The 16,289-nt window shown below is 43.5% G+C and carries 16 protein-coding genes; 4 read left to right on the top strand and 12 right to left on the bottom strand.

All coding sequences use genetic code 11. From position 1 onward, the window contains the following. Positions 1 to 154: 154 nt before the first annotated feature. The 8 genes from ASD24_RS10855 to ASD24_RS30985 all read right to left on the bottom strand — a co-directional run bounded on the left by ASD24_RS10855 (position 155) and on the right by ASD24_RS30985 (position 8,336). On the bottom strand, positions 155 to 937 hold the full coding sequence (locus ASD24_RS10855; protein ID WP_056695387.1) for a class I SAM-dependent methyltransferase: 783 nt from the start codon (positions 935 to 937) through the stop codon (positions 155 to 157). 236 nt (positions 938 to 1,173) lie between these two features. Beyond that, positions 1,174 to 3,138 (bottom strand): PTS fructose transporter subunit IIABC, encoded by a 1,965-nt coding sequence (locus ASD24_RS10860; protein WP_056695389.1) that lies wholly within the window; start codon positions 3,136 to 3,138, stop codon positions 1,174 to 1,176. 79 nt (positions 3,139 to 3,217) lie between these two features. Next, positions 3,218 to 4,129 (bottom strand): 1-phosphofructokinase, encoded by a 912-nt coding sequence (pfkB, locus tag ASD24_RS10865; RefSeq protein WP_056695391.1) that lies wholly within the window; start codon positions 4,127 to 4,129, stop codon positions 3,218 to 3,220. Between the two features lies 1 nt (position 4,130). Further along, entirely contained in the window at positions 4,131 to 4,877 is a 747-nt protein-coding gene (locus tag ASD24_RS10870; protein WP_056695393.1) for a DeoR/GlpR family DNA-binding transcription regulator, read from the bottom strand. 461 nt (positions 4,878 to 5,338) lie between these two features. Continuing rightward, positions 5,339 to 5,713, bottom strand: a complete 375-nt coding sequence (locus ASD24_RS10875; protein ID WP_235540518.1) for a hypothetical protein — start codon at positions 5,711 to 5,713, stop codon at positions 5,339 to 5,341. A 341-nt stretch (positions 5,714 to 6,054) separates the two neighbouring features. Beyond that, positions 6,055 to 7,479, bottom strand: a complete 1,425-nt coding sequence (locus ASD24_RS10880) for a flavin-containing monooxygenase (RefSeq protein ID WP_056695396.1) — start codon at positions 7,477 to 7,479, stop codon at positions 6,055 to 6,057. Positions 7,480 to 7,851: 372 nt separating this feature from the next. Beyond that, positions 7,852 to 8,091 (bottom strand): DUF896 domain-containing protein, encoded by a 240-nt coding sequence (locus ASD24_RS10885; protein WP_056695399.1) that lies wholly within the window; start codon positions 8,089 to 8,091, stop codon positions 7,852 to 7,854. A 95-nt stretch (positions 8,092 to 8,186) separates the two neighbouring features. Further along, positions 8,187 to 8,336, bottom strand: coding sequence for a hypothetical protein (locus ASD24_RS30985; RefSeq protein ID WP_156395423.1), 150 nt, complete (start codon positions 8,334 to 8,336; stop codon positions 8,187 to 8,189). A 105-nt stretch (positions 8,337 to 8,441) separates the two neighbouring features. On the opposite strand from ASD24_RS30985, the gene ASD24_RS10890 reads away from it, so the two are divergent. After that, the gene (locus ASD24_RS10890; protein ID WP_235540520.1) at positions 8,442 to 8,726 is read left to right on the top strand and encodes a hypothetical protein; all 285 of its coding nucleotides are present in this window, start codon (positions 8,442 to 8,444) and stop codon (positions 8,724 to 8,726) included. Here the strand turns inward: ASD24_RS10890 and ASD24_RS10895 are convergent. From ASD24_RS10895 to ASD24_RS10910, 4 genes are all read right to left on the bottom strand, one after another. Next, positions 8,715 to 9,545 carry a (2Fe-2S)-binding protein gene (locus tag ASD24_RS10895; RefSeq protein ID WP_056695402.1) on the bottom strand — a complete coding sequence of 277 codons (831 nt, stop codon included), beginning with the start codon at positions 9,543 to 9,545 and terminating at the stop codon, positions 8,715 to 8,717. The two genes, ASD24_RS10890 and ASD24_RS10895, sit on opposite strands and share 12 nt — an antisense overlap. After that, complete coding sequence (locus ASD24_RS10900; protein WP_056695404.1) at positions 9,546 to 10,526, bottom strand: ABC transporter substrate-binding protein; 981 nt, start codon at positions 10,524 to 10,526, stop codon at positions 9,546 to 9,548. Positions 10,527 to 10,633: 107 nt separating this feature from the next. Further along, the gene (locus tag ASD24_RS10905; protein WP_056695406.1) at positions 10,634 to 12,235 is read right to left on the bottom strand and encodes a helix-turn-helix domain-containing protein; all 1,602 of its coding nucleotides are present in this window, start codon (positions 12,233 to 12,235) and stop codon (positions 10,634 to 10,636) included. A gap of 51 nt (positions 12,236 to 12,286) precedes the next feature. After that, the gene (locus ASD24_RS10910; protein ID WP_056695408.1) at positions 12,287 to 14,302 is read right to left on the bottom strand and encodes an AraC family transcriptional regulator; all 2,016 of its coding nucleotides are present in this window, start codon (positions 14,300 to 14,302) and stop codon (positions 12,287 to 12,289) included. 419 nt (positions 14,303 to 14,721) lie between these two features. Here ASD24_RS10910 and ASD24_RS10915 point away from each other — a divergent pair, with 419 nt between their 5' ends. The 3 genes from ASD24_RS10915 (at position 14,722) to ASD24_RS10925 (ending at position 16,188) form a co-directional block, all read left to right on the top strand. Beyond that, positions 14,722 to 15,141, top strand: a complete 420-nt coding sequence (locus ASD24_RS10915) for a MarR family winged helix-turn-helix transcriptional regulator (protein ID WP_056695410.1) — start codon at positions 14,722 to 14,724, stop codon at positions 15,139 to 15,141. 26 nt (positions 15,142 to 15,167) lie between these two features. After that, on the top strand, positions 15,168 to 15,818 hold the full coding sequence (locus ASD24_RS10920; RefSeq protein ID WP_056695412.1) for a nitroreductase family protein: 651 nt from the start codon (positions 15,168 to 15,170) through the stop codon (positions 15,816 to 15,818). A 70-nt stretch (positions 15,819 to 15,888) separates the two neighbouring features. Continuing rightward, positions 15,889 to 16,188 carry a putative quinol monooxygenase gene (locus ASD24_RS10925; RefSeq protein ID WP_056695417.1) on the top strand — a complete coding sequence of 100 codons (300 nt, stop codon included), beginning with the start codon at positions 15,889 to 15,891 and terminating at the stop codon, positions 16,186 to 16,188. Positions 16,189 to 16,289 lie beyond the last annotated feature (101 nt).

A 16,289-nucleotide genomic window follows, 5' to 3' on the forward strand; every position in this document is an offset into this window, starting at 1 on the left:
TTGATATGAACTCCATCCCCAAATAGGTAGGCGCCCCAAACAGTTTGATGGGCACGTCTACCTATTTGTTTGGGAGAATTAAAATAATTAAGTATCTATGAATACCCTCAAACTACAATGACTGTGTGTACCCGTGAATAGACTCCTTCTACGACTACTGAGGTTTATGAGCCTGAATATACACACTTTCTCCCTCAAAGCTCAACAGGCTCCCATCCTCTGACTTCTCAAGCTTAAAGTACTTATGAATCTGATCTTCAGCATGTAACATGCTCACTTCCAGCTCTCTCATCGCCTGTGCTGGCAATGCTGCACGCTCACACCAATCCGTAAACTGGAAAGGCTTCTCAAAGGTCACCATAGCGTCGATCCGGAAGCCTGCCTTGTCCAGCATCGAGATCCATTCTGATTTACGCCAAGCACGACCATGACTTGGATCACGCCATTTCTCAATATCATTATAAAAACGGTCATACACATCGCTTTCAGGTGCAACGTTATCAATGAGCAACAACTTGCCGCCTGGCTTCAAGACCCGTAATGATTCATTAACGAAAGCAACAACGTCTGGAAAGTGATGTGCAGCAATCCGGGAGGTTACGCGATCAAAGGTATTGTCTGAGAAGGGAAGTTGCTCCGCATCGCCTGCTACAAAATTAACATTGGTGTGTCCGTTCCCGTGGATAAATTGCTGTGCTACCTGCAACATTTCCTCGGTTAGATCTAATGCAGTCACTTGGTTCACAAGCGGTGCCAACGCATTTGCAACGTGTCCTCCACCTGTAGCAATATCGAGTACGTTCATCGAAGAGTTCACTTCGGAGGATGCAACCAACCATGCTAGATCCTCACCTTTGGCATGTCGAGCACTTGTGACATATTTGTACGCATTACTAGCAAATTGCTTTTGAACCTGTCCTTTAATCTCATTAGACATAAAATCTTCTCCTCCGTTCCGCTTGCTCTAAATTCATCTGATTTAAACTTTAATGCATTTTCTTTTGTTTTATCATTTCGTTAGTTTCACTATACGAAACTGAGTTTCATTAAATCGCCATTACATCATAACATACCCCTGAATGAAGTAACAATCAAAAAAGAACATCTTCCGAGTAAACGTTACTCAGAAAATGCTCTTATCTTGATTCATAACTTATGATTGAATTTTATTTATTATACGACCTTAGGCAATTTCGACTTCCACAATCCCAGAATGAGACCCGAGATCACTGCACCAATCGCTACTGCAAGTAGGAACAACAGGGCGTGGTTTGCCAAAAATGCAACGAAGATTCCTCCGTGTGGAGCCGGCACGTTAATACTCCATAATTGTGTCAGTCCACCTGCAACAGCTGAACCAAGGATACAGGATGTCAGTACACGAAGCGGATCTGCAGCTGCGAAAGGAATCGCACCTTCTGTAATGAACGAGAAGCCCAGTACATAGTTCGTCAAACCAGATTTACGTTCTTGATCTGTAAACTTAGATTTGAAGAATGTTGTTGCCAGAGCGATTGCCAGTGGCGGTACCATCCCGCCTGCCATAACAGCAGCCATCCAAGCACCATCTGTGTTACCACTGGATGTGAAGACACCAATTGCAAAGGTATATGCTGCTTTATTGAATGGTCCACCCATATCAATGGACATCATGCCACCGAGCAGCAAGCCAAGCAATACCGCATTACCTGTACCAATATTACCAAGTGCATCGACAAGCCATGTGTTCAAAGAACCGAAGATTGGATCAAAGATATAGTAACTCACTGCACCAACGATCAACAGACCAAGCACAGGGTACAACAGAATTGGTTTCAAACCATCAATAGCTTTTGGCAATCCTTTGAGTGCTTTGCGCAGCCCAATGATAACATAACCTGCAAGGAAACCGGCAGCAAGTCCGCCAAGGAATCCAGCATTAGAGTTCACGGCCATCAAACCACCGACCATACCTGGCATTAACGCTGGACGATCACCGATACTCATCGCGATAAAACCAGCTAGAACAGGAATTAAGAAGTGGAATGCACCTGTGCCCCCACCGATTGTTTGCAACAATTGTACAAGCGGGTTTTCCGGGCTTGCAATTTGCTCAATCAGGAAGGAAATTGCCAGCAGGATACCGCCACCCACGACGAATGGAAGCATGTGAGAGATCCCGTTCATCAGGTCTTTGTAGATTTTGCTACCTACACTCATTTTACCTGCTGTGGCTTCGTCATTCTTACCTGCTGCACCCTGACTACGATAGATCGGTGCATCGCCGTTAACGGCCTTACGGATCAGTTCTTCGGATTTGCGGATACCGTCACTTACAGGTCTTTGCAGAACTGGCTTCCCATCAAAACGAGCCATCTCTACATTTTTGTCTGCTGCCACGATAACGCCTTTGGCACGCGCAATTTCATCAGCTGTCAGAACGTTCTGAGCACCTTCAGAACCATTCGTCTCTACTCGAATGTTAATGCCCATCTCTTGCGCTTTTTTCTTAAGTGCGTCTTCTGCCATAAACGTGTGGGCGATCCCCGTTGGACACGCCGTAACCGCAACGACAAAGTCTTCGGAGTTAGCATTTCCAACGATCACACCAGAGGTTTGCTCTTTGTTAGCTGATGCAGTAGCTGCCGTTGCTGCCGCCTTCTCTGCTTTTGCTTTCTCTTTAGCTTCCTCTTTCTTCGCCTCTTCAGCTTGCTTAGCATCGAACAACGCGCTAACTTCTGCCGGTGTATCCGTGCTCATCAACTGCGAGATGAAATCGCTATCAATCAACAACCTGGAAAGTGCAGCAAGTGTACGCAGATGAGTATTACCCGCACCTTCTGGTGCAGCAATCATGAAAAATACATGAGCTGGCTCGTCATCAAGAGCAGTAAAGTCAAGACCTTTACGGCTTTTTGCAAATACAACCGTTGGTTCATTGACTGCGGATGTTTTGGCATGTGGCATAGCAATACCGCCACCAATTCCGGTGCTAGATTCAGCTTCACGTTTATAGATCATCTCTTTGAACAAAACAGGATCGTTGATTCGTCCACTTTTGTTCAGACTGGCAATCAATTCATCAATTGCTTCATCCTTTGTTGTAGCTTGTAAATCCATGATCATCGTTTCTTGGATCATCAGATCTGTTATTTTCATTTTGGTACACTCCCTTAGGTTCAGTCGACCTGCATTCGCAGGCCGATCATGTATACAATGTAAGCCTCCTGTAGTTCAACTACAGTTTAGTAATGCTGACTTGCGTGCGTAGTTCATCGATAAGCTCTCTCGTCGCAAGATCATCAGAGAACGCAGTAGCACTTCCAGATGCAACACCTGTACGAAAGGCTTCAAGCAGATCCCCGTTCAAAACGTAAGTACCCACAAATCCGCCAATCATGGAATCTCCGGCACCTACCGAGTTTTTGACAACGCCTTTAGGAACATTGGCATGATGAACTTCTTCCTGTGTAATGAATAATGCTCCTTCGCCGGCCATGGAAATAAGTACATGCTTGGCGCCTGCTTCTAGTAGTCTGCGACCATAGGTTATGAGTTCTTCTCGAGTCTCAATCGTTACGCCGAACAGTTCTGCAAGTTCATGATGATTCGGCTTCACAAGCAACGGTTCATGGACAAGAGCATCCATTAATGCCTTACCTGTCGTATCAATAACGAATTCAGCGCCAGCTTGTTTACATACCTTGATCAAACGATCATAAAAATCAGACCCCAGCGCAGGTGGAACACTTCCCGACAGAATTACGATATCTCCTTGCTGCAGTCCTGACATCTTCTGAAGCAATTGTTCTGACTCTTCAGAGCTAATCACAGGTCCAAGTCCGTTGATCTCTGTCTCTTCACCATGCTTCAACTTAATATTGATGCGTGTATCATCTGCAATGGTAACAAAGTCCGTACGGATTGCTTCTTCCTGCAATCGATCATTAATGAAACGTCCTGTGAATCCACCAAGGAATCCAAATGCTGTGTTCGTGGCACCAAGCTGATTAAGAATGCGTGATACGTTAATGCCTTTACCACCCGGAAGTTTCAAGTCCCGGTTCATTCGATTCAGTCCACCAAGTTTCAGATCATGCACTTCCACGATATAATCGATGGAAGGATTAAGTGTTAACGTATATATCATGTTATCCCTCGATTATTTTAGTTTTCTGGGCGATTAAGTGCCGCCAGTGTTCTGGTACCTGATCAGTAATCAGATCTGCCTCTTCCAAATCAAACAATTTGGCAAAAGTAATTTCCCCGATTTTGCTGGAGTCAGCCAGTACGTAAGATTTCCCCGACAACTGATGTGCACGCCTTTTAATCAAGGCTTCCTCCGGATCAGGAGTTGTATACCCCATTTCGGCATCTACCCCGTTCGTTCCAAGGAAACATTTATCGAAGCGGAAGTTATCCATGTTCTGTAACGCAATACTACCAATCACAGCTTTTGTATGGATTTTCATCATGCCGCCTAGCAGGTAGCTACGAATCCGCTTGCTTACCAAGGCTTCCACATGAGATAGTCCATTTGTCACAACGGTGACATCCTTTGCTTCAATAAAAGGAATCATTGCAAGGGTCGTTGTCCCTGCATCGAGATAGACACATTCGCCATTTTGGATCTCCTGTGCAGCCAAACGAGCAATCGTCACCTTTTGTTGGATGTTTTTGAACGTTTTTTCTTCCATACCAGGTTCCAATGACTTCTCATTGACCAATGCAGCGCCGCCATGAATTCGTTTGAGCATTTGACGACTTTCCAAATCGATAAGATCACGCCTGATTGTTGATTCAGAGGCTCCAAGCACATCGACAAGCTCCTGTAATTTCACAATTCCCTGTAAATGTAAGCGCTCTATAATTGCAGCATATCGTTCTTCAGTCAGCATCTTCATTCCTCCAACTGCTTCTATAGTATCATAAATCCAGTAAAAAACAATCATTTTCATTCAAAATAATTTATAAACCTTCAAAAACATGCAATTTTCGACGTTATAACCTTTCAATATTGAACCACATTAACCCGAAACGTTCAAATTCATTCAAACCATGGACTCTGGAGATTGAACCATAAATATTTACACTGACCACTCCTATGACAGAACAACCTTTCGATCGCTGTTATCCCCAGATTTTTTTGATTCCCTTTTTCAAAGGGGAAAATCCGGTGATAGCTTATGCTTCCGATGTAGCTTTCTTGCAGAAAGCTTTCAGGCGAACGCTTCGCTTCTTCACGTTATTTCTGTCCTCTACGTTCTTGTGTAAATGTCTAGTTCAATGGATATAGATTCTATATTAAAACGATAAAAATCCTGAAATGCAACATTCTGCTGCACTACAGGATCTCCCTTTATCCATTCATCTGTGGTTTCGGCTTAAGCCACTGCCCTTCTTCATTGATGAACGCACCTTTATAGCGCCCCATCTCTAGTTGCTCGATCAGCTTACCCTCATCTATTGCCAAAATCTCTGCCAACTGGGCTGAAGTGTAATATTGATTCGGATCGTAGTTTATAAGTATAGGCACAGCCGTGTCATATAATTCTCTGATTAAATTCTCAAACGAATTACGCCCAAGGTTCTCCATATTCTTGAAATCATTCAAGTGTTGAGACACCAGATTGTGAAACGACTTATTTCCCAAATTCATCCATACGGTATTACATGCCTGCACACTCATATAGTTCTTCTCTACATCAAAAAATTGAACCTCTTCAATCTTCATGAACCTTTCTTGAAAAGCAACGATCTTAATCAAGGGTACATTACGCTGCCGTGAAGCTTTTTTTATATGTGCTCTAAATTGTTCATAACTCATCTCAACTTCAACCATATCTACTACAACCACCTGCCTTCTAACATGTTCCAATCGACATTTTACAACAAATCGTCGGGAAGTGTAATCTTTTCGCACAAAAAAAGCAAAAAAACGTATGCTCATGCCTGCGCACACGTTTCGTAAACTCAACCGAAAGTATTCTGGAGTTGTTGGAAATTATTTAATAATCTAAGTTCTCAAACAGACCTAAACCAATCTGCGAATGTGCCTACAGTGTTAATAGGTGCTCATTTCAGCGCAGCATTCTCTGCCCATGTGGTTGTGAATTCCTGCTCATTATAAGCAAAAAAGCGTTGTAATATCATATCTCGATCGTCCAAAAAGAGCTGATCCGCTATGGCGGAAACTAACTTGGGGATTGCACTTCTGGTTCCCGAGATAGCCGACGCGGATAAGCCGCAGCTTGCCAGTGCAGAATAATTAAACACAAAGAGTCCGTGTAACTGAGCAGCTCCCTCCTCATCTCGACTTGTCAACGCAAAGCCTGCAGTTAAATAAGGATGGGCATCAAGTAAAGCATTCCGATGTTCTACAGGTGCCTCGTAACGATCTGCCCAGCGTGCAATATGTCCTTCCACTAATCGCAGCTCTGGACGAAGAGCCGGATCACTCAGTAAGCCTGTGCTAACCACAAGAAAATCAAACGAAAAGGTACCTTGCTCCGTTGTAACAATTGCTTTATCATCTTGAGCCTCGACTTGCTGCCATGGTGAGTTCAGATGCAGTCTGAATCCTGGCCAGACCGCTGCTCGATTGAACGTATCATTCGTTGGCGGCTGATTAAATTTAAAAAAATGGGAGATAACTGCATATTTATCTGACGTAGACAGGGCATGGAAGCGTTCAATCATCCCCGACTGTTCCATCTGACGAATCGGATTCACGCGCGGAAGCTGTTCTCGTCGTACAAATACATGAGCTTCTGCCACACCGGCAGCAAGCGCATAACTTGCATTATCAAAAGCGGAGGCACCACCGCCAAGCACAGCAATCTTTTTCCCCTTTAATCGTTCAAAATCAATCGTTTCAGAAGTATGTGCATACAGCTCCCGAGGTAGCTTATCCGCGATCATCGGCGGCACATGCCACTCACCGCCACCTTGTATTCCAGTCGCGAGCACCACCTTACGTGCAAAAAGGAAATCCTTCGTTCCTGCTCTGTTCACCTGAAGTCGATATATCCCATGCTCCATAGGCTCAATAAGTGTCAATTTCGCCTCATTCATCACCGGCAGTTTCAGTACTTCCCGGTACCAGCGTAAATAGTTCATCCAATCTCCTCGAGGAATTTTGTCTACCTCTTCCCAGCCCTCACGCCCAGTCTGCGCCTCCCACCAGGAACGAAAGGTTAATGACGGGATGCCCAGATCAATGGAGGTCAGATGTTTGGGTGTTCGTAACGTAACCATTCGTGCATAAGTCTCCCAAGGCCCTTCAAATCCAGCTACATTCTCGTCAATAACAACAATGTTGGAGATTCGTTCACGAAGAAGTCCAAACGCAGCTCCAAGTCCACTCTGCCCCCCGCCCACAATGACAACATCGTAGACATGGCCTTCTGTATGTTGTTTTGCACATGTCCAGTCCGCACCACCATAAGATAAATAAGCAAGATCATGCATAACACGCTCATTCAATGCTTCAAGGCTCACAACTCATCAACCCTCTCCTGATACCCTTATGAACTATTTTCCGATCGTTTTTCATTGTTAGTTTTCTGTCAGTTCACTTTTTCATTGTCAGTTTATTGTTCATTCATTGTTCGTTTTGTTGATAATTTCGTCACTTCTCATGTCCTTATGGAAATAGATTAGCGTTATTATATGAGTTGTGAAGCTTCATTTGAAGTTGATGGAAGATTTCTTGTCATCCAATCTAAAAACAACAAGCATACTTGTTAATTTACACGAAACTCCACTTATTGAGGTGGCTTGGTGATTTATGTACTTTTCCTGTTTAAACGTAAAATATAGCAACAAAAAAGACAGACCAAGAAATTACCTTGATCTGTCTTCATAATGAATCTATTGCTCCGCCTGTTTACGGCGCTGCACTTTTTCAATAATTAATTTCTCAGGTGTCACGTCATTGCCCAGTGGATCCACAACGGACACGCCTAGCATGGTTGTAAGTACTTGACCTCGAATGGCCTGCAAATACTGTTTTCTAAGCTCTTGCTGCTCTAGTTGTTCTGCTTGCGTCAGTCCGGTACTGCTGCGTTGTTTTCTACTTAATTCGTTGATGCGTCCCAAAATAGGAATCATGACATTCACCTCACTTTTGTTACTGCAATGTTCAAACAGATATTTCGAATATCTTCAAACTAAGTTAATACATCTTTACGGTTTTGTCTATAGGCTCATGACGCTGAGACAGTTATCGCAGGTCGGACTAACTCCGGAATCGTAGGTGCATCTGCATGACTAGTATCTAGTATTCGCTTTACCTCCTCCAGTCCAAAGCTACCGTTGTTCGTCAGGAATTGCTCTCCAGTACGCCACGTAGTCATTTCCCTATTCAAAATGAACAAACCCGCAGACGCTGGCTGAAGCCGCTGCAGGTTGTAGAATATGTTGATGTGGAGTTCTATACATTGGAACAATTCCGCGAGATCATGATGAAGCGAAATGGACCAGCTATGCACTTTATTTGTAATGAACGAAGATGGTGTCACAGCTTCTACGCACTGGAGACTGAACAGGTGTGGACGCATCATCCAGACTACCCTGGTTGGAACCATCTTCATATTATTGCGCTATATCCAGAAGCCCCTTTTAAGTATAAAAAGGATTTTGAACTCGGGCTGGCTGGAGCCTTCGGTATTACTTTTGAAGAGAACATGGAGCAGTTGAAACAGATTCGCACGATGCGGTACAAATGTATTAGCTCACGATTGTAGAAGATTACGCAATCGGGATTCTGCATCTAACTTCGGGCAACTGTTGCAGTATCCATGTGCATGACTACCGCTTCCAACCTGATAGGCCAAACAACAATATCGGCGTATCAAAAGCGGCTGTCCTTGCCACTTGGGATGCTCGAAACATTTTAGCTTACTCGCAAACGGAGATTCGGTATCACCTTGCGGAGCAAGCCATACGCTGCGATCCTCTTGTATTCGTGTTAATCGTCCAGCCGTTTTCCATATGCCTTCATCATGGATCATTTGTGCATACAGCTGTTGCACATTGTGTGCAATAAGTGCCCACATGACCTTCTCACTCGCTCCCGTATCAGCAGCTACACCCTTAAAGATCGTTTCCAGATGTAGCTGCAGTCTTCCTTTAAGCATGGTGAGCTGAGATCTTCGCTTAGTAAGATCTGCATTTGCAACTAAGCACTGCTCCAACTGACTCTCATAACGCATTCTTCCTGATCCAGTCAGTTCCACACGTACAACATCGTTTTCAATTCGGAGTAAGGTGTCATACAGACTGAATGCAGAGACGACAGCCATAACCCATACCGAATAACGCTTCGCAAAAAGTGTGCCAACAGCAACACTTCCCATGCCTCCAAGTTCAAGCCCCTGCTGTGTAGCCTGTTCACGTAGAAACGATTTTCGTCGCTCCTCATCAAGCAGATCTTTCACCGTAACGGAATACTCGGAAGTCTCACATGAATTTCTAATCTTCGTCACAAAAAAGTGCTGTAATGCCTCAACTAGCTCGGAGTGTTTTGGATCTGAATCTTGATTTGAACCTGGATAACGTCCCATCTATTGAATCATATCTTCAATTTCGTTGATAATCTCGCTACGTCCAATAGCTCCCCAGCCCTTAAACAACCAGAAGGAATCTGTTGTATAGACCTGATCTGCAACGACCGCAGGAACACTCTTCCAAAGGGAGCTTTCGTTAATGCCATTTAGATAATCCTCAGCGTTTGGGTCAACCTCCAGTACTACAAAATCAGCATCAATATCTGCAATCTTCTCCATAGACAGATCCTCACGTTGCTCGGCTGGTGTCACCCCAGTAGGTTCAAATCCAAGATCATGATACAACAGCGTATTGGTTGGATGTCCTTTTGCCGCATAGATCTGTAATGTTTTTTCTCTTACACGTAGATAAGCTAGTTTCTTCTCATCCAATTGTTCAATTTTTGCTTTAAGCTGGTTGGCTTGTTGTTCCACTTCAGCGATTTTTGTTTTGGCCAGATCGACCTTGTCATACATCCCTGCAATAGTTAACAAGTCCTGTGTCCAATAGGTGGTATCGTCCGCATAATCGAGCCATTCGGTGCCAATAACGATGGTCGGCGCAATTTTCTCCAACTGCTCATACGCATTCTCAGCCGTTCGGCTCTCAATTAAGATAACATCTGGATCAATCTGAAGAATAGCTTCTAAGTTAGGGCTGTCTGCAGAACCTACGGTCGGAACTCCAGCCAATTGATCTGCAAGATAAGGAGGGTAATCTCCTCCATAACGCACTTCTACATTAACACCCGCTGGCTTCTCACCTATCGTCAACATGTGATCAATATAAGCAGCAGACAAGACAACCATACGATCAATTTTCTGTGGTATAACCGCTGTTCCTTTAAGATGTTCGATCGACTGGGTACCACTCTGTTCTGCCGGTGTGTTCTGATCCTGAGGTGCAGTCTCCGCTACTTCCGACGTTTTCCCGCATGCCGCTAGAACAAACACAAGCAGGGTTATCAGTACGATCCATGATGCTCTCTGTCTAAACATTCTAGTAAAACCCCTCTACTATTTAATAATAATAATCATTATCACTATAGTAGGGAAAAGAGTTCTTGCTTACCATGGATTATTTCACTCTCTTCGCTTGGACAATATCACCATGCAGTAATGCCGAGCTGCTCTGCTACATATTTCATAGCCCATATGCGACCTGTAGGCCCTAGCGTTTTGAAGAAAATATCCTCTGCATTGTATACATGACCCTCTTGAACCGCCTTCAATGCCAGCCATTCTGCCGAACTCTGCAACTGACGCAGTTGAGCCCTAGCCTCAGCTGTCGGATCGACCATGACAAAAATATGATCTGCCTCATATAAGCGTATAGCATTGAATTGCATTTCAACAGCCCATTGCTTCTCCGGAAATTGGTATGGCAAATGAAACCCCAGATCATCGTACAGTAACGCCCCTGTCTGGCTATTCCGTCCATACATTCGGTAAAACGTCGAGGTCACCCGAAGAAACATCACACGCTGCTTCCCCCACCTCGATTGAAGGCGGCCTCGTAGAAGCTGACTTAGACCTGCATGCTCTTCAATCCACCGTTCAGCCTGTTCAGTACGTCCCATAATGTCCGCCATGTACAAAAGCCTTTCATCAAAATGATTACTGTGTTCCAGCATAGTCGTAGGGGCAATGTGATGCAGTGCTTCATTAGGCTCTAGTCGGTCACTCGTAATGATTAAATCTGGTTGCAACCTTCGCAGCTTGTCGTAACTCTCATCGAAGCTGTTCAACATAATCCCCTGATGACGATGTGCTTGGAGCATAGGAATAGCAACTGGATGTGCCACTCTCTGATCATAGGATAGAGCGGATACCGGCGTCAGACCAAGCGTAATGACGTAATCATCCAACCCGTAATACGTGGTAGCGATACGATTTACTTTCTTTTTCATATACAGGGTTGGAGCAATGCCTTCCTTCTTCTTGAACATCCTGCTGAAATAATGCTCGTCCTTATAGCCGACCTGCTCTGCGATCGCTTTAATCTTATCGGAGGAGAACAGCAATTGTTTGGCTTTGGCCATGCGTTGTTTCAATATATATTCCATTGGCGTCATATGGAGTTGCCGTTTGAACGTTCTTGTAAAATGATTCAGGCTAAGTCCCGCCATTTGAGCCATCTGCTCGATTCGAACATCTTTTGTATAATGATTTTTCATGTATTCAAGAGCCAGATCCATACCAGCTACAGGTGGAGCTGCTTGCTTCACCTGATTCATTAGTTGTATCAATAACTGGTGCACGAGATGCTTCCTACGTAAGTTTACTGGACTCTCTGTAGGACGTTTGCCACTTACCAGTTCATTCATAAGCTCATGAATATCTCGTGTATTCGAAGACATGTGAAGCTTGCCAGTAACAGGAAAATCAAACGTCGACGCACGCCAATTATGCTGACTGCGAGTAAGTGCCACACACGAAAATAAAATGATCTGATATCGGATGGGTGCCTCCGTATACGTCTGGAGCTCCACATGCATGCCAGGCTTTAACAGGAACCATTCCTCTTGTGACACTGTATGTACAACGTCATTGATCATAAGAGTTCCCTTTCCAGCGATAACTCTACATATGGAAAATCTATTCCAGGTTCTTCGCTGAATTTCTCCCGGATTGCTGGAGTATTGACGGACATGCACAGCAGAGAAATACAGCTGCTCCAGTCGTTTTATCCAATCTATTTCTTTCATGCTGACTTCCTTTCCTGTTTGGATCAAACCCACTAATCCATAAATAACAATCTACTTTTTGGCATTCAGTAACAGATTCTTGATTGTATCTAGCTGCAATTCCAGTGAGAATGGATCTTCCATCACGAATTCGTCCCCTTTGTCTCCGAAGGAACCATACGCATAGACCTGGCCTTTCTGCACAGCAGGAAGGTGTTTCCACACCTCACTATTCAACACTTCGTTAGCCCCTTCATCCTGTGAACCATATATAAAGACATGATCTCCAATATACTCGGGCAGTACCTCAAGAGAAATATTCACGAATCCTTCCTTCATGTCTAACGCTTGCTGAGTAGGGGGAAGCTTCAACATATCATAGATGGTAGAGCTACCGTAATTCCCACCTTCGGCCGCCATAACATATAGCGCTTTATTCCCCACCTGTACAATGGATACGGTCTCACCTTCTTTAATGATTCCGTCGATTTGCTTCTTCGCTTCTTCCACTTCTGCTTGATACGTTGTAATCCACTGCTCCGCTTCCTTCTCTTTTCCAAACACACTAGCGATTCGGCGCAGCTTCTCCAGCGGCCCTGAAGTTGTCTCCCCTTCCCAATAAGGTAAAAAGACGGTCGTTGCAATTTTCTCGTAATCCTCAATATTTTTGTCAATAGAACCAATAATAAGATCTGGCTCAAGTGAAACCAACTTCTCTAGATTCATCGGGAATTCCCCGCCCAAATCTTCAATGCCTGCGATAAGATCCTCGGAGATACCAGACTTCTCAATCCACGATTCGTTCAGCATAAATGTTCTCACACCGACAGGTATAATTCCGAGCTTCAGCAAGTATCCCATATATTGATCTGAGGCTACACGCTGTGGATTAGCTGGAATCACAACATCGCCCCGCAACGTAGACACTGTCCGCGTCTCTACAGGTGTAGCTGAATTCCCGTCCGTCGTTGCCTGATTACTGGATTGTGCTGTAGGCGTAGTCGTTGCTGGTTGTGTATTGCTTGCCGACGGTACAGGACTAGAACAAGCTGCGAGCAATAGTGTGAAACATAGCAGCATCGACAATGCCGTCATTTTAAATTTTCCTTGCATAAATAATTCCCCTCCAACATTCTTCTGATATTGATAATCAATATCATTATATAGGAGAGAATATAGAGGTTGAAGGGCATTTTCTTGCATCAAATGGGGCAAATCATGCTTTTTTTGAAATGGGATTGCTTGCTTGGCTCCATTCATACGCTGTTTCTTTTTGTATTGAACAGGTGAAAGTCCTTCGATCTTCTTGAAGCTCCGGCTCAGTGAATGGGCATCTGGATAACCAACCTGCTCTGCGATCAGTTGCAACGTCGCATCGGTATGCGTCATTAGATATGCAGCTCTCTCCACACGTCTCTGTGCCAGATATTGAATTGGGCTGACATTTAACTTTTGTTTAAACAGTCTAGACAAGTGCCCTACACTACAGTCCAATTCCTCCCCCATCTTGTCCAATCCAAGGGGTTCTTGCATATGTGTGTTCATGTATTCCACAGCTCTTGTAACCAAATCCGGCTTGAAAGGCTGTATAGACTGGTTGTGTAAATCCTCCAATAGAGAGTAGACCCACTGCTGGAACAACACTTTGGCATGCAGTTTAGCCAGCTTGGTAGGCTGTTCCCACTCCCAGTAAAGTGCTTCTATACATTGATACATATCCAGCGGGTTGGCTGGAATCATGCCGAACTGATTCTGGAATGGACGTTCATATTCCATCAGTTGTTGGATCTCCATCCGACAGGGCAATGTCAAAATTGCTTTGTACAAAATCATATAATAAGCAACACCGGAATCGGTCTCTATCTCTAGATCGGCAAGCTTGCCCCCATGAACGACATGGAAACCATCGATGATATAACAATGTTGATCCATTCTTACCCGTGCAGTTCCGTCAATCATATATAAGTAAGCACTCGCAGGCAATTGATAATGGCTTAACTTCTCGCCAGGTTCTAGAGCATTTTTGCGAACATCTAATATTTTGATAAAAACATGATTCCATAGAAGGATGTGATCATTTAAATTCATTGTTGTACTATCCTCCTCTGTCCGGGAGCAGCTCTATACATTAAACCTTAACGATAAGGAAACCAGTCTAATGTGTTTTATTCATGTATGAAGAGTTTCTTATATTATAGTTTAAATGATAATAATTCTCAATGAATTACAGCCAATATGTTTGCCTTCAAACGGATAAACTACATCCACCTAGATGTATCTGCTGCGTAAATTACAATTTCCATCTTTTTGAGACCTGTTGCAAATTCATAAAAGGCATGATATATTAGTTGAGCCGTCAATGATTGATGCCTCAAATATTGATCCATCAATGATCGACAGCAGCCGATGTAGTAATCATTAGGCAATGGCATTGTATACTGGCAACTTTAATTATTTGTTAACATACGCCGTTGTTCATGATTCAGATTCACCCGGGAGGTCTAGTCATGACACGTATGGTTTCCAAGGAAGAACAGATCATCAATCTGCTGAATGTACTAGGCAACAAAATTAGTCCCAAGTTCGAACGCTGTACAGGTATCAGTTCCTCTCGTTTTGAAATTTTGCATGAGCTAGATCAGGTTGATGAGATCAACCAGTCCATGCTTCAGAAAATTATCAATATCGATAGTGCTGCTATCACACGTCACTTAAAACAACTTGAGGCAGATCAGATGGTGACCAGACGTAAGAACCCCGATGATAACCGGGTAACGTTTGTTCGTCTGACAGATCATGGTCGTAAGCAGATTGAAGGCTATAAGACAGAGAAAACCAATTTTATTAACCAGATCCTACAAGATTTTAGCGAAGAAGAAGTACTGGCACTCGCTGATTACTTGGAACGTATGCAAAACAACTTTTAACCTATATATAGAGGAGAGAACTATCCATGAGTACAATTGAAAGCAAATTCCAAAAAACAAATGATTTTAACGAAATTACTTACGGCCGTCGCTCCGTTAAACTTTACGATCCTGAAGTTAAAATCAGTCGTGAAGAAATGACAGAGATTCTGGCAGAAGCTTCACGTGCACCTTCTTCTGTTAATATGCAGCCATGGCGTTTTCTGGTTGTAGACACACAAGAAGGCAAAGAAAAACTTGCTCCTTTGGCTAAATTCAACCAAAATCAAGTACTGACTTCTGCGGCTGTCATTGGTATATTTATCGACATGAACAATGTTGAATACCTGGAAGAAATCTTCAGCAAAGCTGTAGAGCATGGTTTCATGCCACAGGATGTCAAAGATCAACAAGTTAAATTTGTTAAACCTTATTATGATAACATGCCTGCAGCAGATCTGCGTGACGTTAACTTGATTGATGCGGGTCTTGCTTCCATGCAATTGATGCTGGCTGCTCGTGCACATGGTTATGACACCAACCCTATTGGTGGTTATGAGAAAGATCAAATTGCAGAAACATTCGGGATGGACAAAGATCGTTATCAACCAGTAATGCTGATCTCCATCGGTAAATCCGCGAAAGAAGGTCACCCTTCTTATCGTCTTCCTGTTGATACAATCACAACTTGGGCATAATATTAGCACTTGGTCACCACAGATTCTAATTCTTACACTTCATAATTCAAAATACCGGAGGTAAACTACTATGATTATCATTCACGCTCATCTGCAAATTAAACCGGATCAAGAACAAGCTTTCCTTGCTGCAACAAAAGAATTGGTCGCTGCAACACGCCAAGAAGAAGGCAACATCAGCTATGAATTGTTGAAACATACTGAGCAAGACCAAAAATATACAATGGTTGAACTGTGGAAAGATGAAGCAGCTACTGCTTCTCATAACGCAAGTGCACATTTCCAAGCTTTTGTTCAACAAGCTGCAGCATTCATGGCTGCACCTATGAACGTTGAAGTATTTGCTGGCGAAGCCGTTAAAACGAATTAATATCGTCAATTAGCATACCTGACTATGCGATATGTATAGAACATTAAAGCCACATGAAGTTCATCGTAAGATGATTTCATGTGGCTTTTTTATGTTCCTGA

Source organism: Paenibacillus sp. Root52, assembly GCF_001426865.1.
Taxonomy (GTDB): domain Bacteria; phylum Bacillota; class Bacilli; order Paenibacillales; family Paenibacillaceae; genus Paenibacillus.